We start from the raw sequence: 19,435 nt of genomic DNA on the forward strand, positions 1-19,435 counted from the left end.
TAATAAAAACAAAAAAAAATACCCTATTTGGGGTATTTATGATGTTAATTTTGCTGGATTATTTTAATTTTTCTATCAAGAGATAGTTAGCAAATATTACAGAAAAAATCTCTTTAACCGGTATTCATATCGTAATATTCCTAAAAACTCTAAGTGGACATTACCAACTAAAAAAGCCCCCGAAGGGACTTCTTATAACCAAAAGTCAAAACACTTACATCCTGATTTTCCTTTTAGAGGGAGGTAAATTCTCCCCTCTCCGCCGGACCCCTTCAAACAGGGCCTCTGCAAAAACCTCCTCTCTAGCCGTACCGGAAAGCAGGGGATTCTCATCGGGATCGATCTTTAGACTTTGATCCCCTTTTTCCGGACCGTCTTTTTTTTTGGACTTTGGGCCTTTTTGTTTTCCACTCCTTTTTTCTTGCCTATATCCTGGTTCTTTTCCAGTTCTTCCCGGAGGTCTTTGAGATTGATCCGTTTGCCGCTGGGCTCATACAGGCTCACGGTCTTGTACTTCGGGTTGGCGGCCACCAGGAACTTCCCTTCTTTTCCGGCGATGCTGACCTGGTGGAGATTTCCTTTTTTTAAGGAATACAGCAGGCGGTCTTTTGGGTCCATGCCTTCCATTTCCACGATGGGGAGTTTCCCGAGGGCCTTTTCCAGCTCAAAGCCATACTTGTCATGGTACTGCTGCATGGGGTGCAGCCCTTTGTCATTCTTTTCGGCAAGGTCCAGCTGCAGCCAGGCATTGTAGCGCTCCCCGTCTTTGTTGAACAAGGTTTTGTATACCGAGCGCCACTCCAACAGGTTAAAGGCTTCCTTTGCGGAGATGTTCTGGTTTTGATAGAAAGTCTGGGACTGGGTTTTCCCGTCGGGTTTGGTAAGCGTGGCATCAAAGGAATTGAAATAATACTGCCCGTTCTTTTCCGATTTGCGGAAGTTCAGGCTGTAGTCCATTTTCTTTTCCCCGATGGATGCGGAATGCTGCAGTTGAAAGGCTTCCTTTCCTTCCTTGATCTGGGTTTCCAGTTCTTTACCAAGTTCTTCGCCGAACCCCGCATACTTGATCCGGTCTTTTAAATCGTTTATTTGTTTTTGCTCCATGACTATTGATTTTGAGGGTTAATAATGGGCCTTGCCTTCAACAGGTGCTTCCCTTTGATGGACAGCACGGGGCTTCGGTCACCGTTTTCTTCAAATAGGCGTACCACCATTTTCTTGGCATCGGCAATGGTAAATTGGGGGAAGGCCACCACCAGGCGATTTTCACCTTTTCCGTCCATCCCTTTTGCCTTTTCATAATGCATGCATAAAGGTGTAAGGGCCACGTGGCGCTCGGCGGTCCGCTTGACCTGCTTGCGATCCTGGACAGTAAAGCGCCATTGCTGTATGGGATAGGCTATGCGGCTGCGGTTTTTCAATTCAAACAGGAAAAACAATACTTCTTTATGGGAGTAGATCCCCGCAAGGCGCAGCTTTATTTTCCCGTTTTTATCCGAGCGGTACAGAAAGCCTTTTTCCTGAAATACCTTCCCGCTCAACCTTTCCAGCTGTTCCGGGCCGATGTCCGTATTTTCAAGCACAGCCACCGCCGCTTCCACCTGCTGTTGTTTTCCGATGTCAATGGTGAGCTTGTCCGGTTTGGGATTGTAGCGCACGGTAAAAGGATAGACCTTCCCCCGGTCGGTGACCACGTGAAGGTTACTTTCAGAAAATCCCCGTTTGCCCGCCTTTAGCTTCAATACATTGGCGGCATAGGCGTCTTTTTGTGCGAGGACATTCCCGTTGCCGCGGTCGGCACTTTTTATCTTTCCCGGAAAGATCAGTACGGTAGTCTGGTCCCATCCTACTTCTACCGGGTAAGGGGCAAGCACCGCTTTGGGGTGGATCTGGGCGAAGGCCAGGCTGACAAAGCACAAGGCTATTAGCGATAATAAACACAGCTTTTTCATAATGATGTTTTTTAGGGTTGAGAAGTATTCTGATCGACCAAAAGAAGAGGGTGGCCGGCTTTCACTTTGACCTTAACGAGTTTGGCCTTTTTGGAAAACAGGCCTTTGACGGTCTCCATTCCGGCGGAGGCTGCCTGCGCCTGCCAGGAAGGATCATAGCTCATGGTCTGCATACCCTGCAGGGCATCGCCGGCCCCTTCTTTGGCGGACTTTCGGGTAATGGCTCCCGGCACCCGTATTCCGGGCAGGGCATCCATGTCGTAGACTTTGAGCTTTACCGGGAGGATGGTGTGCCCGTTGCGTATGGCTTCAACTTCCACGTTAAGCCGTTCCCCGTTGACCTTGCAGGTGCCGAACACCAGGGTGCCTTCCGGGATGGTGATCCCGCCAATAAAGACTTTTTCGGTAAGTTCCATTTTAAGGCTTGCCCCCGATACCAATTCCTGGTCTTCATGGACAATGGCGGGGATAGCGGACTTTACCGTCCCGACAGCATTGGAGGGAGATTCTTCGAGTCCATAGAAGCGGTTGGTTTCCGAAGAGACCCTTTTTCTTTCCGAAAGGGGGATTTCGTTTTCCGAAGCGGTATTTTTTGTCCTGCTGACCGCAAAGGTTTTCCCCTGTCTTTGGTCACGGTAGGCTTCCAGCTTTTGGCGTACCCTTTCGGGGTGTTGCACATCGAGGATCTTTTCGAGCATTCCGTCTATTTGCTGCAGTTCCGGGTCCTGGGCTGCAGGAGCGGACATACTTTGCATCATTTGCTCCAGGCGGTCCAGGTCGGCATCCAGAGAGGGGCGCTCCGGTCGGGATATCGGAACAGCCGATGCCCTTTGCACGGGCGGTGCCGGGTGGTCCACCGCTTTTTGCAGGGAGGTTAACTTCTGCTGCACTTCGGCTTCCATGGCCTCCAGGGAGGGATGGCTTTGCGGAGCAGCTTCTTCTTTGGGAAGATTTTCCTGTTGCTTTTCCCGGGGTTCAATTTCTTCCGCAAAAGGGTCCAGGCGCATTTGTTCCTTGCGCAGGGCCGCTTTCTTGTCCGCCTTTTGGTACATGCTCATCTTGTCTCCCAGGGCGGTATCCTCGCTGAGCTCCGCTTCGGGAAGGGTCATGTTCAGTCCCGGGCTGCTGTTTTTTTCGACGGGACGGCCGGGATTTCCGCCACCCAGCGCCCAAAAGGCCAGGGTGACAAAGGGCAGGGTCAGTAATGGCAGCACCAGCATAAAGCGGCGCTGCCGTTTTAATTTTTCATCGTTCATGGTGTATGATGGTTTTGGGGTTATACTTCGGTAAACTGTCGATCAGTAAGGGGTACTCTTTGACGGGAAAGTCCACGGTATCCTTCGGGGCTTTCCATGCCTTATGCAGCAGGAAGAGCGTGGCCATGGTCCCCACTAGGCAAAAGATGCCCAGGTACCGCTTCAGACGCTCCGGACTGTAACGGTTCAGGCGTTTCCCCAGGGAAATGGCGAGGTACCTGCTCCATACTTTCCATTTTAGGGTATTCATCGCTTTTCCACGTTCAGGTTTTCATTGCTAAGGGTTTCCCAGCGTTCGATCAAAAAGCCGTGGGGATTGCGGTCGCTGCGGTCCACGTGGCGCAGCCGCCCTTCCGTGACCAGTCTTCGGGTAACCACCGATGTGGGGCGTATGATGCGCTGCGTGCCGTAATAAGTAAAGCGGTAGGGATGAAAATCCGTGTCTATGGCAATGCTGTCCATGTGTATGGTCTGGTTGATGTTGGCCGATACCATACGGGTGTAGTACCCGCTTTCGCGTAAGTTATCGTAAGCAGCCTTTGCCGATCCGTCGGCCATATAAAGGCTTTTGCCTACCTGCTCTTTGATATGCCGGTCGTCGGGGGATAAGGTGAAGAAGTAATGGTGGAACATCTTTACATGGTCCCGGGCTTCCACGGGGATGTTGTCCCGCCGCTGTGCGGCGAAGGCTTCCAGTGCTTTTCCCTCGGCCAGGATATATATCCTTTCCTGTGTGGATTGCACCATCCGGAAGGCCTTAAAGCTGATAAACCCGGCAATCAGGATCGATCCGGCCATAATGCCAAAGGCAAACAGGCGGATATGCTTAAAGGCGGTGTCTATGTTCTGAAGGTTTTTAAACATAAGCTAAAGGGTGGATTTGGCGATGGTGGCAGCTGCTTTGGCAGAGGCCTGTGCTCCCTGCTTCGCTATGGAGCTGGACTTTCCGAGCAGGGCATCCCTTCCTCCGGGCTGCACGATAAAGGAAGCGACATTGGGCACGGTAAAGTAGCCCATAATGGCAATGACCATAAAGACCAGGTAGCCGATGGAAGACATAAAATCGGCGTCCATCTGCATCATGTTGAGCTGTATACGGGCGATGATGGCCCCGAAGATATTGGCGACGGGCAGCCAGAGGCTCACGTTGATATAGCGGGCGAACCACGCTTTTAAGGTGTGGTGAAAGCCATCGAATACCGACAGTCCAAAGACAATGGGGCCCAGAATGGACAGGACAATAAGCTGGAATGTCCTGAGCGTATTGATACAGAGGGCGGCGGCATAGAAGAGGATCTGCAAAAGCCAGGCAACCACCTGATGGACGATGTTTCCGAGGTTGAGGGTAAAGATGGAAGTGGCCAGCCGTTCCATGGCACTGACATCTTCACTGTCTTCCGGGTAGGTGTACTCGTCCTGGGTGTGGCTTCCCGGCGGGCGGATGTTCATATCGTGGGCATTGGTCTGGTCGATGTGGCGTTCAATGGCCTCATAGGTACTTCCTGTCATCTCTGCGGTAGCCTCCACGATGGGGTCCATCAGCCCGTTGACCAGGGCGAGCACCATGGGGAAAAGCATAATGGCCAGCCCGATGGCAAAGGGGCGCAATAATGGGTAAACATCGATGGGCTCTGCCCGGGCGATGTGCCCCCAGATGCGGGAGGCGATGTACCACATGGCGGCAAATCCCGCCAGGGCACGGGCCACGGTGATAAGGCGTGAGGCCAGGGGCACCATCTCATCATACAGCCCGTCGAGCACCCGGCGCATGCTTTCAATATCCTGCGCCTGGGAAATGGCCGGGAGTACCCCTAATACGAAAATCAAAAGAACGGTTTTTTTCATGGCGATACCATCTCTTTAAATTGTTGGGCCTGTTGTTCCCATTGGCGGCGTTGCTTTTCCAGGGTCTCTACCTGCGTGTTGATGTCGCGGACGATCCCCAATACCTCCTTCATATTGTCATATACCCTGTCAATGGCTTCGATGCGCTCGTAGTCCGACATCCTGAGCTTTCCGGAGGTGATGATCATGGCCAGTTCATCGAGGTTTTGCAGGCTTTGCTTAAAGAGCCGCTGATATACCCCGGAGAGGTACAGCAGTTCATCGGCAGAAAATTCCCCGCCTGCCGCAATGGACCGGTAGGTGCTTTGATATTCCTGAAGGATATGCTGCTGGTAGCGGATAATATCGGCAATGCGATAGTATTTTCGCACTCCGGGGCTGGCGAGCCAGAGCCCGTCCAAAAAAGCTTCATGAAGCTTATAGTTTCCCTCGGCAATGCCTTTGACGGTGTTGTACCCGGTGGAGAGAATGCGGTATCCCTCATACATGTCGTTGAGGATGTTTTTCAGCTGCAGGAGCTTTTCAAAGTTCAGGGCCAGTTGGGCGGCTTCCTGTGCCTGTGCCCGGGAGGCCCGGGGGATAAGCAAGGCCAGGGCCAGCGCAAGGGCTAACGTCCAGTGTTTAAGGTGTTTCATGGTAGAGGGATTTTATGGTGCTTGACGATCGTTGGCTACCGTCATCCTGCCGGGACAGGAAGGCGAGCTTTGAAGTATGGCGCTTCACCTGCAGGTACAGCCGGCGGATGTCCTTATGCATATGGTCTATGATGCGGAGCCTTTCGACGTCTTCCATCTGGTAGAAAAAAGGCTTTATGGTATTTTCTGTTTGCGTCAGTATTTTAAGGGATTGCCTCAACACCTCCCGGTAATAGGTTTCCAATGCCTGCCTTTGACCGGGCTTCAGGGGCATTCTCCGAAACAGTGTCCTTCCCCTTTCCACTTCATAGAGGATATATTGCTGGTATTCCAGCACTTTTGACAATCCATGGTAGCGGGATACGACAGGGCTCATCCTGTCGAGGCGGGCAAAGAAGTCCCGGTGCAGGGAGAACTCCCCACCGGTAATATCTTCGACTGTTTGCCATCCGGTTTTCACAATTTGGTAGCCATCTTTGGCCACCTCCATATAGGCTTGAAGGGCGATGATCTGTTGTACCAGGTATTCCTTTTGTGTCTTTTTTTGATCGAACCACTCTTTCCAGTTCTGGCCATACGACGGCGCAGCAAGGATCAGAAGGCCTAAGGTGAGGATGTAGTGTTTACTTTTCATAGAGCTTTTTTAGGGGTTGGACCTGCGTGCGGGAGCGGTTTTCGGCTATGGAGAGATTGCGGCGGTTAAAGCTGCGCAGGGCATTGAGGTTTTCCGTTACCCTTTGGTCGGTATCGTGGATGATGCGCAGCCGCTCGGCATCGTTCATCTGCACGGTAAAGGCCGTCATTACATCCAAGAGGTAATCGAGGTTTTCCAGGCTTCGCCCAAGTATTTCCGAATAGGTTGCCGCCATGGCCTGCTTTTCTTCCGGGCTGAAGGCCTCATGGGCAGAGAGCACCGGCCATACCCTGTGGTATTCCTCCACCAGTTGGGCCTGTTTTTCGGCAATGTCTTTCACTTGCCGGTATTGATCCAGGGCACTCTTTACTTTCCAGAGTTCTTCGAACAGCGCATCGTATTGCTGCCGTTGCTTGTCATTCCAGCCGGAGATCTCCTTCAGGGAGAGTTTGGAAAGGGTATTTTCCAGCACCTTCTGTACATTTTGCAGCCATATCGTTTTGTTCTGCAGGCGCTGCACTTTCAGGTCGATGGCTTTGATGACTTTTTTGACCCCGGCTTTGATCACCTGAAGGATCACCGTCAAAGGGATGGCCTCTGCCTGTTGGTGGGGCGCCACCGAAAACAGTAACGTCAGGGAAAGGGTCAGGATGGAGATGTATTTCTTGAGTTTCATATGCTAGTTGTTTTCCCGTGCCAGGGCGGCGATGGCTTTTTTGCGGTCCCCGTATTTTTGGGTCAGCCGGTCGATCTGTATTTTTTCCTTCTCTTCGGTGGTATAGGCCAGGTATTCGGCTTTGCTGACCTCGGTGCGGTACACCTTGGAGAGCTGCCCGCCCAGGGAGATAAAGACTTCCTTGTACAGCCTTCCCGGTTCATTGGCCTTGTTGATGCTCAATGCCAGGGCCTTTTCCTTTTCGGTCAGGCCCAATAATTCCTGGATGCGGTCGAATTTGTTCTGGTACTTGGACTGGTCCAAAAGGATCTTGCAGTCCGAATTGTTGATGATCGCCTCTTTGACGACCGGCGAGGAAATGATGTCCTCCACCTCCTGGGTGACGACGATGGCCTCCCCATAGAATTTCCGGACGGTCTTAAACAAATATTTCAGGTACTCGGCCATCCCTTCCTTGGCGATGGCCTTCCAGGCCTCTTCCACAAGGATCATCTTGCGCACACCTTTGAGCTTTCGCATCTTGGCGATGAAGATCTCCATGATAATGATGGTCACCACCGGGAACAGGATGGGATGGTCCTTGATGTTGTCCAGCTCAAAGACAATAAAGCGCTGGTTTAAGAGGTCCAGGTTTTCGGTGGCATTCAAAAGGTAGTCAAACTCACCGCCTTCATAGTAGGGGCGTAGTACATACATGAAATTCTCGATGTCAAAATCCCTGTCTTTCACCCCGTCGCGTTTTAAGACATCCCGGAATTCCAGTTCGAGGTATTCATAAAAGGAATTAAAGCCAGGAGTCACTTCCCTGGAATGCGACAGATACTCGTAATATCCCGTGATCGCATTGGAAAGAGCTACATATTCGGAGCGTTTGAAAGGCTCGTCATCTTTTTTCCACAGGGCCAAAAGGAGGGTTTTCAGGCTCTCCTTTTTCTCGGTATCGGGCATTTTGCCGTCGGGTGTCACAAAGGGATTAAAGCGGATGGGGCTGTTTTCCTCATAGGTAAAGTAGTATCCGTCCACCAGGTCACACAGCCCCCGGTAGGAATGGCCAACATCCACCAGCACCACATGGGTACCCTGCTCATAATAGTGGCGTACCATGTGGTTGGTAAAGAAAGATTTTCCACTGCCCGAAGGCCCGAGGATAAATTTGTTGCGGTTGGTGATGTACCCCTTTTTCATGGGCTCGTCGGAGATGTCCACATTGACCGGGTTTCCGGTAATGCGGTCCCCCAGCCGTATGCCCACGGGACTTACCGATGAACGGTAGTTGGTTTCCATGTTCAGAAAGCAGCTGGCCGGGCCGATGAAGGTATCGAAGGTCTCATTGACGGGGAAAGCGCCCTGGTTGCCGGGAAGGCCTGCCCAAAACAGCTGCGGGGTGCCTACGGTTTCCTGTCGTGGGGTCACATCCATTTTGGAGAGGGCCGCCGAAGCTTTGTTGCGCAGTTCGGCGAGCTCTTCCCTTTTAGTGGTCCATAACATCAGGTTAAAATGCGCTTTAACCGCTTTGCGCCCCTCGGATATCGCTTCATTTAAAAAGGCAGCCGTGGCATCTTTGGCGATGGCATTTTCCCGGGAATAGGCCGCCAGGCTTTCCAGCCTAAGGCGTTTGGCTTCCAGTTTTTTTATGGTCTTTTGGTGGTCCTCGATAAAGAGGTACTGGTTATAGATATGGTTACAGGGAAGCATGGCTCCTACGGGCACGGCATAGCCACAACGAAAGTCCGTTTTGTCGGTGGCGTATTTTTCCAGTCTTCCGTCGGGCAGGACACTTCCCGGCAAATCTTCCACATCCGCCAGGGAATACAGCTGGACATATTTATCCCCGATCTGCCACTCCGGTTTAAACCGGATGTCCATCAGTCGGGGTTTTCCGGCGTTTTCCAGGAAAAGGTAGTTTTCCAATACCCCCGAACGGTGGGAGGTGCCGCATATATCCTCAGCGGAAAGAGATTTTAAGGACATCCCGCCGTCTTCAAGGATCTGGCGAAACTGCCCTAAGGTATCCTCAAAGTCCTCGCGGGCCTTTTCCGATACCGCTTCGGGCGGCACCAGGGAAGACCGCAAGAGGTTGGACACTGCCGAGGTGCCCAGAGGTTTGTCCAGGGGGCGCTGGGTAATGAAGATATGGCAGCGGTGATCCAAAAAGGGACGTTCGTGGAAAAAGCGCTCACTGCTTTGCGAGAGAAAGGACTGGTCCAAAGTAAAGGTTGCCTGGTGCCCTTCCCGGGTAAACCGGTCCTGCTTATGGAAGATGCTGTTTACCGGCAAAATGCGGATGGCCTTTACCCAGGTGTGGTGCAGGGCCAGGTAATCTTCACCGGAAAGGGTAAAGATTTCCGGGAGGGTGATGGAAAAGGCCGCCGTGATGTCCCCCTGCCGGGAGATGATGCGATCCTTTTCCACTTTAAACAGAGGAAAGTTGTCCTTCAGGTCGATATGGCGGTCGCTAAAGATCATGTATGGTCTTTAAGGGTTAAGAAAGGTTTTCTGCTGCGGCAGCGGATACTTTGGGGCACCTGCCGGTAGGCAGTGGCCTTCATCAGCCCGTGCTGCCCGTATTTACCGGAATAGTGAAAGACCCCGTAAAAGAGGGCTCCGCCCAAAACAAGGGCGCCCCCCAGGCAAAGGTATTTGGAGAGGCCCAGCATGTAGGCCACGGCAAAAAGGACCAGCAGTACCACCAGCCCCACGGCGAGATAGGCGATATACTGGGCTTTGAGCCCTTTAAAGACCAGGGGCGCATTGATCCCTTTGTTGATCGTGTAGGGATTCATAGTTTCTGTCCTTTGGTGTTTTGGGTTTTCTGCTGCCGCCGGTTTTGGGCGACGTGTTCCAGAAGACCGGTCTTCTCCAGGGGAGTGATGTTGGCTACCCTTTTTTCCTGCATGGGGTACCCCTTTTGGAAGTAATCGTCGGCCATCCCGTATTTACGGGCCATGCCCACCGGGTCCAGGTGCAGCTCGTGGGGGATCTCCACCATGACCACATCTTTGGGGACGTGGGTCATTTCCTGTGAAGCGTAGAAGAGCTCCTGTCTCCGGGAACGGAAGAAAAACAAATAATTCTCCCCGTTTTCACTGGTGACCATCTGGTCAAACTTCAGGTTTTTCCACGGTTCCTTTTTATTGCGGAGCTCCTGGAGCTTTATGTCGATGGTGTAGGTGTGCCCGGCGATGTCTATTTCGGGCAAGATTCCGGCTATGCGTTTTTCCAATGCATTCATACAAGAAAGGGTTATACTCCGAAGAAACTTTGCAGTACCGTGGCTACCACTACCAGGAATACACAACTGCCGAACCATGCGGCGGCAACCTTGCCGGTGTCCGGCTCCCCGTTGTTCCATTTGTTAAAGACTTTCACCGCACCGATCAACCCGACTATGGCACCAATGGCATACATCAGGTTGGTACCGCTCTGGAAGTAGCTGCGCACCTTGTTGGTCGCTTCATTGATCCCGGCATTGCCGTCCTGTCCGAATACGGAAAAGGCCAATAGCAGCAGTGCCAGGGTGGGCAGGAATTTGAGATACTTGTGTTTCATGATAAGAGGTTTAGGCGTTTTCGATGGTGTGGGAGAGAGCTTCCTCAGAGAGCGATATCCCGTTGGAGCGGGCCATCTGAAGGGTATGGTTCAGGATGGTCTTTTGAAAGGCCGGGACATGGCGTCCTTTAAAGTGTGCCAGCCGCTGGCGCAATTCTTCCAGCAGTTGCTCGGAGGACCGGCAGCGGGGCACTATGGCGGAGATGTCCAGGGTGAGCTTGCTGAGCTCGGTAAAGGCCCGGTCAAACTCTTCTTCGCTTAGCTGGATGACCGTAGATCTTTTTTTCTTTGGTTTTACGGTCCGCTTTGAAAAGCCCCCGGCCAGCTCACGGCGGTAATAGCGCAGGCCGACATAGGTGTAATACAGGGCAGCCATTGCGGCCAGGGCAAAGAGGAACTGTTCCCACGAAATGTGCTCGATCATAGTATTTTGGTAAAATGTTCGGGGACAAAAGTGTGGGAGACGGGCCACAATTGTTCACACTGTGACCCGAAGGTGGGTTCCGGTAAGGGTGTTTTTAGTCGAATTTTTCCCCTTTGCCGTCCAGATCGGTGTTGTCCATCCACTTTTCCAGGGCATGGGTAAGGCGCTTTAGAAAATGGGTGCGCCCCGATTTGCGGATGCGGATTTCCTGGAAGGTGCGGTAGTATTGCGACATATCTTGCTGGAAGACCTTTTCCACGACCGTGGCAATATCCCGGATGGTCGCCTGGCCGTTGTTGAATACACCCGCCGCTTTCAAGGCATAGGTAAGCTCAATTAAGGCCACCTTGGGAGCCGTCCACTTCAGTCGGGCTTTTCCTGTGGCGGTCTCCGGGTTTTTTAAGGTGCGGATTTGCTGGTGGAGATGTTCTTTCAGGCGGGAATATGCCTTAAATCGGGAGAAGCGATAGCTTCCCAGGGTGGAAAACGGGGCATCCCGCTGAATGAAGGGTTTATCGGGAAGGAAAGGCACCTTCGGGGCATTGCGCCGGAAGAGGTATTCATCCAGGTCATTGCGGTCCAGCCTGAAGTAGGTGTACAAAAAGTGGTGGCGCTGAAAATAACTGCGGATAAAGGCGAGCTGCCTTTTAAAGTGTTGGGCGATCTCCTTGGGTTCTATCGGAATGGTGGAATGCATGTAATAGAGCTCCCCGTAATAGATCTGCTCCGATACAAAGCGTGGTTTTACCTGCTTGAAAAAGTAAATTTCCTCGGGCGGGGTAAAATCATAGCCCGCAAACTTCTCTTTTAATTGATCCAGGGCTGTGTGCACACAGGAGAAACATTCCTGCGCTTCCCGCAAAGGCGGGTGCTGTGCCAGATGGACCTCGTGTAATTGGGATTTTAACCCCTGGTAGAGTTCATGACAAAGGTGTCTCATGACAAATAGTTGGTTTTGGAATGGCCGGGATATTCCGGTAGGTCACCGTTGTTTGCTTCATCCCGGGCCATGCCCGTGAAACATACGTTGAAGTGGAGCAAAACTACCTTTTCCGGGAGAAAGAACGGGGAATTGGGCGATGGGGGAATGTTCCAGTTACTAAAAATCGGTACTGAAATACCGTGTTCCCTGCCCGAAATAAAAGGGCGAAATCAAAAGTACCCGCGGTAAAACACCTGCGGGTACCTTGGCTCAGGGCTGGATAAATTCAATGGAAGCGGACATCTCCACCTGTGGCGGCTGGCCGGGAATATGCCGTATCTTACTCTGGCTTTCCATATCGGTTTGCTTGGTTCTGAAAGTCTGCGGGGGACCGAAAATCTCGATCTGTGTTCGCGCCACCAGCAATGCCGCCAGCTGGGCACCCCACATAAACAGGACCTTTTCCGGTACACCATCGAGGTATTCCATCTGCTGGTCGGTGACGGTAAACTTATTGGTCAGCCAGCTTTTGAAATCGCTGCACACCTGTTGGGCCTCTTCCAATAGCAGTTCGTCATTGAGGGCATAAAGCTCACCCATCACCTGGTTCATTCCTTCCGGATTCAGTTCAGTCATAATATCAAAAGTTTGGTTATTAATACATTTAAAATCAACTATTTAACGATAAAACCTACGATGTTTTATATTTGTAGCTATATTCTTACATTAATGTGTGTCTCGGAAGGGTGTAAAAGGAGAATGGAAGAAAAGCAATCTTTTTTACCGGCGGCAAGGCCTGCCCATAGTGCAGTAGGCTATAATGATTTGTATTTCCGGCTGATCATTGGAGTGATGGGGGCTTTGTTTATCAGCCTGTATGGCACCATGGAGGGTTTTTGGGAACATTTTCTTATGCCCGCATTTTACGTGGAATTCTTTTCCTCCCTTTTGATCACCCTGGTCATTATCGAGTTCATTTACCGTACTACCGTTTACCTGGACAAATACTACGACTGGCAGCAGCGGCCCATTATCCGTTTATGCCTGCAATTTTTCCTGGGGGTGATGGTGCCCGGGGTCATCGACTTTATCCTGGCGGCCGTTTATTTTAAGGTTTACGGGTTGAACATTATTGAGGACACCTATTACGTAGCCTATGCCCTGCCGCTGATCATGGCGATGATCTTTATTTTCAACCTGTATTACGTCTGCCATTATTTCTTTTTAAAGCTGCGATCCGTGCAGCATGCGGGAAACGGGAAAAAGCAAACCATCCTGGTGCAAAAAGGGACTAAAAACATTCCTTTGCCCGTAGTACAGATCAGTTACATAGAAAGGTCCAATCGCCATAACTTTTTAACGACCCTCAGCGGGGAGAGTTATTTGATTTCCTATTCGTTGGAAGAGCTGGAGGATTTGTTGGACCCACGGCTTTTTTTCCGGGTGAACCGGCAGGTTCTGGTGCATTTTGCCTCGTGCCGTCATTTTGAACTGGGCGAGCACGGCAAATTGCTCCTGTATTTGAAACCTGCCACGGATACACCTATCGTGGTGAGCCAAAAAAGAGCCAAACGGTTTAAGGAATGGATGGACAGATAAAAAGAAGGTCGCTCAATTGAGCAACCTTCTCCTGTTGAACCAAATGTTCAAGTAAAACCACCTTACCTGTTTTACTTAGCTATGATCCATTTGATTACTTCATTCTTACCCCTGTATGATATATGAACATGATAAACGCCCGGTTTAACATCCAGGTTTAAGAGATACTCTTTTTGATTTTCTTCGATCATGCCACGATGAACAAGAGCCCCTGTATTAGAGTATACCCGAATATTCATTTCAGGATGACTTCCCTGTATCGACAATGTCGATAAACTTCGGGTTGGATTAGGTTGGAGCGTTAAGGTTATTTCACCCTTATCATCACCTTCACTATAGATAATATCTCCTACATCAACACCTGTGGAACCATGTGGAGATGGGGACTTCTTATAAGCAGGAGCGGTCAAGCGACAGTTCATTGTCATATCGAGGAACTGTTCCGCATCAATATTCTCCAGTATGAGATCGGCTTCTGCTTCATAAACGCACTGCCAGTACTCGGCAATTTCCAGTTCTCTCCCTTCCGCCCACTGTTGCGCATCAATAAGCTTATTCAGCGCATAGTCATAATACTCGCCAATACGGAAGGCATGGGACTGGGCAAGGTTATAATGGAACTCCATCAGGTAAGGATCAGATGCATCAGGAGCCTGATATTCCAACCGAAATTCCGCTTCATCAATGATATAATCAATTTCCATAGGAACGGGTTGCTCGGATTCCGCCCTGTTCGGTTCCAGTACCTCAAATCTATAAGCGTTGGAAAGCGCCAACATATAAAAGTCAAACGCCAAATCCATGACACGCTGTTCCTGGGTGGTTAGTAGTGGTAACTGAATGTTGTTGGGTTCAGAAGAACCGTATCGAGCCACTTCCTTCACATGGTTCATGATGGTTCTCAGTATCTCCATAGCCGTCAGGTTGTCATCTGCGTTCTCTATATTCTGAGATTCGATGAACCCGACCGCATAGATCAATGCCTCGTTAAGGATACGGTTTCCCCCTTCATCCGGTATGATAATCTCTGTTTCCAGTTCATCGGGTATTGTGGAAGGTGTCTCAATTTCCATATCCTCACAGGCAGTTGGATATGCCGCCGGTGTTCCCCAATCCCTTAGGCCCACAGGATCTCCATCCATTGTGATGTCTACCGGAACAATAGTACCAGCAGCGGGCATCAGGTTATTCTTCACTTCCAGGTAGTACTTGTCATTTTGTGCGTCATAATACAGTGAGGAAGCGGCATTTGAGGAAAATTCGCCTTCGATGTAGAATGTTCCTTCAAATGTGTTATAGCCATAATTAATGTTCAAGCCGTCAGCGGATTGCAGGTAAACATCCTGAGCATTATCGAACGTATTCTGCGAATGGTTATTCATCCATACCTCAGATTCATCTATGGCCATTCCGGTACCATTGGAAGCATAGTTGCAGCAAAAAGACCAGGCGCTGGTTCCTTGCAGGTTAACTCCTTCGTTACTGTTGGAGTAAAAGGTTGAGTGGGACAACTTTAGACCGGAACCTTGCTGACCGAGGAAATCTATTCCGGTAGAATTGTACTGGAAGTCGTTTTTAAATGTTTCACAGGTACCATCCACATCCAGTGCCAGCCAACCTTTCGTGTTGTTGTCAAAGGTACTATGCCTGATATTCACCCGTTTTCCTTGTGACTTTAAGCCGTTTCCACAATCTGTAAACGTGCAGTAAGCCAGGTCCAAAGGATTGCCATAGGTAGAAAGCACAGCAAGTAGCCCATCATCTCCATATTTGAAATCACAGTACCTGATATCCATAAGGGGTTGGCCGTATACTCTCAGTCCTCCGTGTGTCCAGGAATTTCCCAGCCGGGTATACAGGGTATGCCAGCTTTTAAAATCAGGATGGACTCCCAAATAGGCACCTACTGCCAGTTCTACCTTTGCATTCTCAATTTGTACATAATCGAGATCAGATGTGAATATGGTGTTGGAGGCAATTTCAAGCCGCTTGTTGCTTTTTCCTGTACCCAAAAACGACATTTCGTTATTTCCTTCACAAACAATCAACTGGTTGGCGGTTCCGGTTGTCATGTTCTGATCAAAACGAACAAAACCGCTCCCTGACGGGGCAAAATCCGCATTGGATTTCAGGATCAGTTTGCCTTTTATTTCCAATACCGAATTTTGTCCTTCCAGATTAATAACCGCACCGGGATGGATGATGAGCTCAGCCCCCTCATCTATTACCAATGTACTGAAATCATAAATAGTCAAAGTTCCTCCGTTTTCTATTTCCAAAACAGAATTTTCCAGAAATGTGACATCGGTAGAATTTCCCTTACCGCTTACAGAAGGATAGTTATTATCCCCCAAGGTAAATGCACCTCCGTTCTGGACTTTGACGTAGCTACCTCCACATTCTGAACTAACGGTAGTAATGGAGAAATGACTCCTTTGTTCGGGAGCGGGATACCCGGAAGATAAAAAGCCTACCACATTATCCGCATTTACCCGGAGGTTGCCATTAGCCTGTACCGTTGTGGAAACAATAAACCCGTCCGGGGCCACCGGTTCCTCATAAGGTAAACCATAATTAAAATAAGTATTTAGTTCATCCAGGGCGCCTCCGGTTTTTGTGGCCGGTCCTTCTGTTTCCCTTAACATATTCAATGTCCAGCCAATATTCCCTCCATCAGGTTCATCGGTTATTTCCACATGCCGCTGGTTATAGCTTTCTATCAATTCTGGTGTTAATTCAGTTTGATTATACCAGACTGCTTCGAAGGGGGTAATATCCGGATTAACAATGATGGCATCACGAACATTAACAAACAAATCATTGGTATCAATATCCAATGCACTGACTGTGGAGATAAAATTGTGATGGGGGAAATCAGCTTTTACCAAACCACCACTAAGGTCAGCTATGGTTTGCTGAGTAATATTAAAGTCTCCGGGCGCATTATCATAGGGAAGTGTTGCCACGGTAGCATATTCTTTAGCCATATTATGATGATTTGCGTCTTGATTCAAGTCCTGGCTATATAGGAGTAATCCGGAGTAGATCCCCGAAGTGATGTAAACGGCTAATATTTCAGAAGCGTGGATAAGGGGACATAACATACACGCCATGGAAATCGCATTCTGAGCTTTTACTATTCCATGAGCAATAAGTATTTTGATAATGACGATCATTCCCGTAGCATACAACACAACATGGGCAATAAGGTGCAAGATATTATCCCATGTTGATACTCCACCTTCAAATACCTCACTATTGGAAACAGCTGTAGGACTATCATCTACCGCATAAGCCTTGGCATTCATTAAGGTGAAATTTCCCTGTGAGGTAGAACCACCGAATGCCATATTTGCAAGAGAAAATGCCACTACGGTTACATCCGGAACAACTACAGGAACGGTCAATTTAATAGCAACACTTAATAGTAAATCCTTTGGCTGCAGTCCATAGCTTGAAAGATTGTTATTATCCTGTCTTTGCCCTATTCCCATTCCACTTCCATTGGTCAATGCAATATTCCGGCAATGTTGGGGATGGCCGATACTATCTAAATACTCCATAAAATTTTCATGCTCCGGTTGGGCACCGGATTCCCGGTGATAAATGAGCATTTGTCTGGCTGCCGGGCTGTTCACAACGTGATCATAAGAATCCTTGGCGTCATCACCCTTCCCTGCTATATTGTAAGTTGTTCCCATTTCATATAGAAAGTGCTGGACACCTAAAGGAATATTAGCTCCACGGTGTGGTGAGGAAAAGGTACCGTGCAGCCTGATGTTATGACAACAGTCATGAAGCTCCATCTTTCTTACCGCTGTCCTTGAGATAAGCCCTCCCATACTGGCACCGATAACCACAATATTTTCAGGGCTTCCATTTGCAGTAAGACTATCATTTACCGCCTGAATAAGGCTGATTAAAGCATTGGCATTTTTTTGTATAACGGATCTATTGGAATGAAAATCCACGTAAATCAAATCATATCCTTCCGATAACAGTGAGTCTCCGAATATGGGTAATTTGGACAATTGAGGAGCAACGCTTCCAAAATTACCACTGGAAACGGAAGTCCAGTTCAAGTCACCAAACCCCCAGTAATTTCCTTTATCGTATTCGGGATAACCCTGGACATAACTGGAAGTTTCCAGTCCTTCGACAAGTATTATGGGTTTATGTAGCTTTCCACTTCCTCCATAGGAATATTTCATAAATCCCACCAGTTTGCCTTTGCCTTCGGACATAGGTACCTGGCAGTGGTTGGTCTCCGGGTTGATAATTTTACCATCGGGGCTTCCCAACAAACAGTGATTCACTTTTATAAAAGCTCCCATCATGTGCCCCTCATACATCGGGTTGCCTGACAAATTCCTTATCTGGAATTTAATATATTTTGGTCCATATGACCCGTATGTGATGTTGACAACCTGGCCTACAGTAACTTGCTGCCACCCGTTGCCATCTGCGAAATCGATGTGATATGTGTAATTAGGATTATTGACGATAAAAAAGCGGGGATCAATGTAAATTTTCACAGGTTCGCTCAGACTTTCAAGACAAACCTCGTTGTCCCTCAGCAGTGATCCGGCCACTAAGGTCTTTTTATGAAAACTCCGGCCCTGAGTAATTGAGGGATCATTGTAGTAGGAGGTGTCGGCAATAATAATGCTGTCCGGATGGGTAGACATGGTCGCCGTATCGAGAAAAACAGTGTCATAAACAGCAATATCTCCCGTCAATAGTTGAAACTTATTTAATGTACTATCAAATACAACATAGGCACTGTCATAAGCCATCGGGGTGATATAATCATACTCGAAGTGCATAAGTCCCAGCACAAAATCTGCCTGCGGAACAGTATTAATAACCTGTTCAAAATCCGTAAAATCCATCTTCTGTCCATAAATAGCACTATCTATGGCATCCTGATAATTGTCGGGATGGACGCTAAAACGGTTGCGATCCCCGGTGGCATGATAAAAAAGCCGGTATAGATCTTTAAAGATAAGTGGGTTGCAACTGTCTGTGGCATTTCCTTCATGAAGTCTTGGGTCGTAATTACTCTGGGTTGCCAAGATCCATTCCGGGTTGCGGTCGATCAATATGCCACTGGAGGCATAAGGAAGGAGGTCATCATAAAGTGCTTTGAGGCTGTCGAGGCCAGGTTGTTGGGCCTGAGCCGTGACAAAACATAGCACAGCTAAAAAAGTGGTAATTTTGCGTCTCATTGCATGAGGTTTTTATGTTAAACTTCAAAAAGTGATGGCCGGTGTCGCTGCAACGACACCGGCTTCTATATTTGTTAATACTTCAACTTATGGTAAGTTGTATCAAATGGAGTAAGGTAAGCCGTGTCATAAATATTACTCCAAACATTGTTTCTTTTTAATGCGAAAATCAATGTTCTTTTTAATCCCGCTCCCAACAAAAGAGCTGTATCATTAGCTGGACCGTAAAAACTGCGGGAAATCCCGTTTCCCCAGCTTAGAGATAATACATCAAAAGGCTGGTAATTCACATTCTCCACATGAAGCTGTAACCATGAGTAAGGCGGCAGGTAAAGATCAATTTTCTGCTTAGTCCCCCTTTCCACAGGGGGTCCGCCGACAGAGTTACAATAATTATGATGCAGAGGAATTCCGCTGGCACATATCCGTACCCAATGCCGGGTGTTCTCTGCTTTAAAATCAACACGGTAGTACCCATTGGAATCGGCATAAGTAGTGGCAACGATTTCCTCACCTGTTCCACTGATCCAACTTCCCGAAGCGACTTCTTTTACCAGAATCACTTCAATTGGTTTGTTCCAGGTAAATCCTTCAACCCCATTGTAGACATATCCTTCAACAGTGGTGGGAAGTGCTTTTTTATCTTTATTACATGCTGTACTAAAAAGTATCGCGATTGATCCGAGAAAGATGAAAAAGTTCGTTTTCATAGGCC

At 49.0% G+C, this 19,435-nt stretch carries 19 protein-coding genes; 1 reads left to right on the forward strand and 18 read right to left on the reverse strand.

Annotation, left to right across the window (positions count from 1 at the left end):
- Positions 1-345: 345 nt before the first annotated feature.
- The 16 genes from ECHVI_RS06605 to ECHVI_RS06680 form a co-directional block, all read right to left on the reverse strand.
- The gene (locus ECHVI_RS06605) at positions 346-1,104 is read right to left on the reverse strand and encodes a hypothetical protein (RefSeq protein ID WP_015265186.1); all 759 of its coding nucleotides are present in this window, start codon (positions 1,102-1,104) and stop codon (positions 346-348) included.
- 2 nt (positions 1,105-1,106) lie between these two features.
- On the reverse strand, positions 1,107-1,952 hold the full coding sequence (gene traN / locus ECHVI_RS06610; protein WP_015265187.1) for a conjugative transposon protein TraN: 846 nt from the start codon (positions 1,950-1,952) through the stop codon (positions 1,107-1,109).
- Positions 1,953-1,963: 11 nt separating this feature from the next.
- A complete protein-coding gene (traM, locus tag ECHVI_RS06615; protein ID WP_015265188.1) occupies positions 1,964-3,208 on the reverse strand; it encodes a conjugative transposon protein TraM in 1,245 nt (414 codons plus the stop codon).
- Positions 3,198-3,458 (reverse strand): hypothetical protein, encoded by a 261-nt coding sequence (locus tag ECHVI_RS06620; protein ID WP_015265189.1) that lies wholly within the window; start codon positions 3,456-3,458, stop codon positions 3,198-3,200. Before ECHVI_RS06620 ends, traM begins: the two co-directional genes overlap by 11 nt.
- Positions 3,455-4,072 (reverse strand): conjugative transposon protein TraK, encoded by a 618-nt coding sequence (gene traK / locus ECHVI_RS06625; protein ID WP_015265190.1) that lies wholly within the window; start codon positions 4,070-4,072, stop codon positions 3,455-3,457. Before traK ends, ECHVI_RS06620 begins: the two co-directional genes overlap by 4 nt.
- 3 nt (positions 4,073-4,075) lie before the next feature.
- Positions 4,076-5,053 (reverse strand): conjugative transposon protein TraJ, encoded by a 978-nt coding sequence (gene traJ / locus ECHVI_RS06630; protein ID WP_015265191.1) that lies wholly within the window; start codon positions 5,051-5,053, stop codon positions 4,076-4,078.
- Positions 5,050-5,688, reverse strand: coding sequence for a hypothetical protein (locus tag ECHVI_RS06635; RefSeq protein ID WP_015265192.1), 639 nt, complete (start codon positions 5,686-5,688; stop codon positions 5,050-5,052). The genes traJ and ECHVI_RS06635 overlap by 4 nt, the downstream gene beginning before the upstream one ends.
- On the reverse strand, positions 5,675-6,322 hold the full coding sequence (locus ECHVI_RS22915) for a hypothetical protein (protein WP_015265193.1): 648 nt from the start codon (positions 6,320-6,322) through the stop codon (positions 5,675-5,677). The genes ECHVI_RS06635 and ECHVI_RS22915 overlap by 14 nt, the downstream gene beginning before the upstream one ends.
- Positions 6,312-6,998, reverse strand: coding sequence for a hypothetical protein (locus tag ECHVI_RS06645; RefSeq protein ID WP_015265194.1), 687 nt, complete (start codon positions 6,996-6,998; stop codon positions 6,312-6,314). Before ECHVI_RS06645 ends, ECHVI_RS22915 begins: the two co-directional genes overlap by 11 nt.
- A gap of 3 nt (positions 6,999-7,001) precedes the next feature.
- Entirely contained in the window at positions 7,002-9,464 is a 2,463-nt protein-coding gene (locus ECHVI_RS06650) for a TraG family conjugative transposon ATPase (protein WP_015265195.1), read from the reverse strand.
- Positions 9,461-9,781: a DUF4133 domain-containing protein gene (locus ECHVI_RS06655; protein ID WP_015265196.1), complete on the reverse strand. Its 321-nt coding sequence runs from the start codon at positions 9,779-9,781 to the stop codon at positions 9,461-9,463. Before ECHVI_RS06655 ends, ECHVI_RS06650 begins: the two co-directional genes overlap by 4 nt.
- Positions 9,778-10,230 carry a hypothetical protein gene (locus tag ECHVI_RS06660; protein ID WP_015265197.1) on the reverse strand — a complete coding sequence of 151 codons (453 nt, stop codon included), beginning with the start codon at positions 10,228-10,230 and terminating at the stop codon, positions 9,778-9,780. Before ECHVI_RS06660 ends, ECHVI_RS06655 begins: the two co-directional genes overlap by 4 nt.
- An 11-nt stretch (positions 10,231-10,241) precedes the next feature.
- Positions 10,242-10,547: a DUF4134 domain-containing protein gene (locus ECHVI_RS06665; protein WP_015265198.1), complete on the reverse strand. Its 306-nt coding sequence runs from the start codon at positions 10,545-10,547 to the stop codon at positions 10,242-10,244.
- 10 nt (positions 10,548-10,557) lie between these two features.
- The gene (locus tag ECHVI_RS06670) at positions 10,558-10,971 is read right to left on the reverse strand and encodes a hypothetical protein (RefSeq protein WP_015265199.1); all 414 of its coding nucleotides are present in this window, start codon (positions 10,969-10,971) and stop codon (positions 10,558-10,560) included.
- Positions 10,972-11,065: 94 nt separating this feature from the next.
- Positions 11,066-11,911: an RteC domain-containing protein gene (locus ECHVI_RS06675; RefSeq protein WP_015265200.1), complete on the reverse strand. Its 846-nt coding sequence runs from the start codon at positions 11,909-11,911 to the stop codon at positions 11,066-11,068.
- 252 nt (positions 11,912-12,163) lie between these two features.
- Positions 12,164-12,529 carry a hypothetical protein gene (locus ECHVI_RS06680; protein ID WP_015265201.1) on the reverse strand — a complete coding sequence of 122 codons (366 nt, stop codon included), beginning with the start codon at positions 12,527-12,529 and terminating at the stop codon, positions 12,164-12,166.
- 123 nt (positions 12,530-12,652) lie between these two features.
- Between ECHVI_RS06680 and ECHVI_RS06685 the strand changes: the two genes are divergently transcribed.
- Positions 12,653-13,492: a LytR/AlgR family response regulator transcription factor gene (locus tag ECHVI_RS06685; RefSeq protein ID WP_041738378.1), complete on the forward strand. Its 840-nt coding sequence runs from the start codon at positions 12,653-12,655 to the stop codon at positions 13,490-13,492.
- Between the two features lie 71 nt (positions 13,493-13,563).
- On the opposite strand, the gene ECHVI_RS06690 is transcribed toward ECHVI_RS06685, so the two are convergent.
- Entirely contained in the window at positions 13,564-18,720 is a 5,157-nt protein-coding gene (locus ECHVI_RS06690; protein WP_015265203.1) for a right-handed parallel beta-helix repeat-containing protein, read from the reverse strand.
- A gap of 74 nt (positions 18,721-18,794) precedes the next feature.
- On the reverse strand, positions 18,795-19,430 hold the full coding sequence (locus ECHVI_RS06695) for a hypothetical protein (RefSeq protein WP_015265204.1): 636 nt from the start codon (positions 19,428-19,430) through the stop codon (positions 18,795-18,797).
- Positions 19,431-19,435 lie beyond the last annotated feature (5 nt).

It is taken from the genome of Echinicola vietnamensis DSM 17526, assembly GCF_000325705.1.
GTDB classification, from domain to species: domain Bacteria; phylum Bacteroidota; class Bacteroidia; order Cytophagales; family Cyclobacteriaceae; genus Echinicola; species Echinicola vietnamensis.

Excerpts from the sequence above, each read along its gene's own strand:
- ECHVI_RS06620 (WP_015265189.1), bottom strand. The coding sequence starts at position 3,458 with ATGAATACCCTAAAATGGAAAGTATGGAGCAGGTACCTCGCCATTTCC.
- traJ (WP_015265191.1), bottom strand. The coding sequence starts at position 5,053 with ATGAAAAAAACCGTTCTTTTGATTTTCGTATTAGGGGTACTCCCGGCC.
- ECHVI_RS06680 (WP_015265201.1), bottom strand. The coding sequence starts at position 12,529 with ATGACTGAACTGAATCCGGAAGGAATGAACCAGGTGATGGGTGAGCTT.
- ECHVI_RS06685 (WP_041738378.1), top strand. The coding sequence starts at position 12,653 with ATGGAAGAAAAGCAATCTTTTTTACCGGCGGCAAGGCCTGCCCATAGT.
- ECHVI_RS06695 (WP_015265204.1), bottom strand. The coding sequence starts at position 19,430 with ATGAAAACGAACTTTTTCATCTTTCTCGGATCAATCGCGATACTTTTT.
- ECHVI_RS06605 (WP_015265186.1), bottom strand. The coding sequence starts at position 1,104 with ATGGAGCAAAAACAAATAAACGATTTAAAAGACCGGATCAAGTATGCG.
- ECHVI_RS06660 (WP_015265197.1), bottom strand. The coding sequence starts at position 10,230 with ATGAATGCATTGGAAAAACGCATAGCCGGAATCTTGCCCGAAATAGAC.
- ECHVI_RS06665 (WP_015265198.1), bottom strand. The coding sequence starts at position 10,547 with ATGAAACACAAGTATCTCAAATTCCTGCCCACCCTGGCACTGCTGCTA.
- traN (WP_015265187.1), bottom strand. The coding sequence starts at position 1,952 with ATGAAAAAGCTGTGTTTATTATCGCTAATAGCCTTGTGCTTTGTCAGC.
- ECHVI_RS06650 (WP_015265195.1), bottom strand. The coding sequence starts at position 9,464 with ATGATCTTTAGCGACCGCCATATCGACCTGAAGGACAACTTTCCTCTG.
- ECHVI_RS06675 (WP_015265200.1), bottom strand. The coding sequence starts at position 11,911 with ATGAGACACCTTTGTCATGAACTCTACCAGGGGTTAAAATCCCAATTA.
- ECHVI_RS06655 (WP_015265196.1), bottom strand. The coding sequence starts at position 9,781 with ATGAATCCCTACACGATCAACAAAGGGATCAATGCGCCCCTGGTCTTT.
- traK (WP_015265190.1), bottom strand. The coding sequence starts at position 4,072 with ATGTTTAAAAACCTTCAGAACATAGACACCGCCTTTAAGCATATCCGC.
- ECHVI_RS06645 (WP_015265194.1), bottom strand. The coding sequence starts at position 6,998 with ATGAAACTCAAGAAATACATCTCCATCCTGACCCTTTCCCTGACGTTA.
- ECHVI_RS22915 (WP_015265193.1), bottom strand. The coding sequence starts at position 6,322 with ATGAAAAGTAAACACTACATCCTCACCTTAGGCCTTCTGATCCTTGCT.
- ECHVI_RS06670 (WP_015265199.1), bottom strand. The coding sequence starts at position 10,971 with ATGATCGAGCACATTTCGTGGGAACAGTTCCTCTTTGCCCTGGCCGCA.
- traM (WP_015265188.1), bottom strand. The coding sequence starts at position 3,208 with ATGAACGATGAAAAATTAAAACGGCAGCGCCGCTTTATGCTGGTGCTG.
- ECHVI_RS06690 (WP_015265203.1), bottom strand. The coding sequence starts at position 18,720 with ATGAGACGCAAAATTACCACTTTTTTAGCTGTGCTATGTTTTGTCACG.
- ECHVI_RS06635 (WP_015265192.1), bottom strand. The coding sequence starts at position 5,688 with ATGAAACACCTTAAACACTGGACGTTAGCCCTTGCGCTGGCCCTGGCC.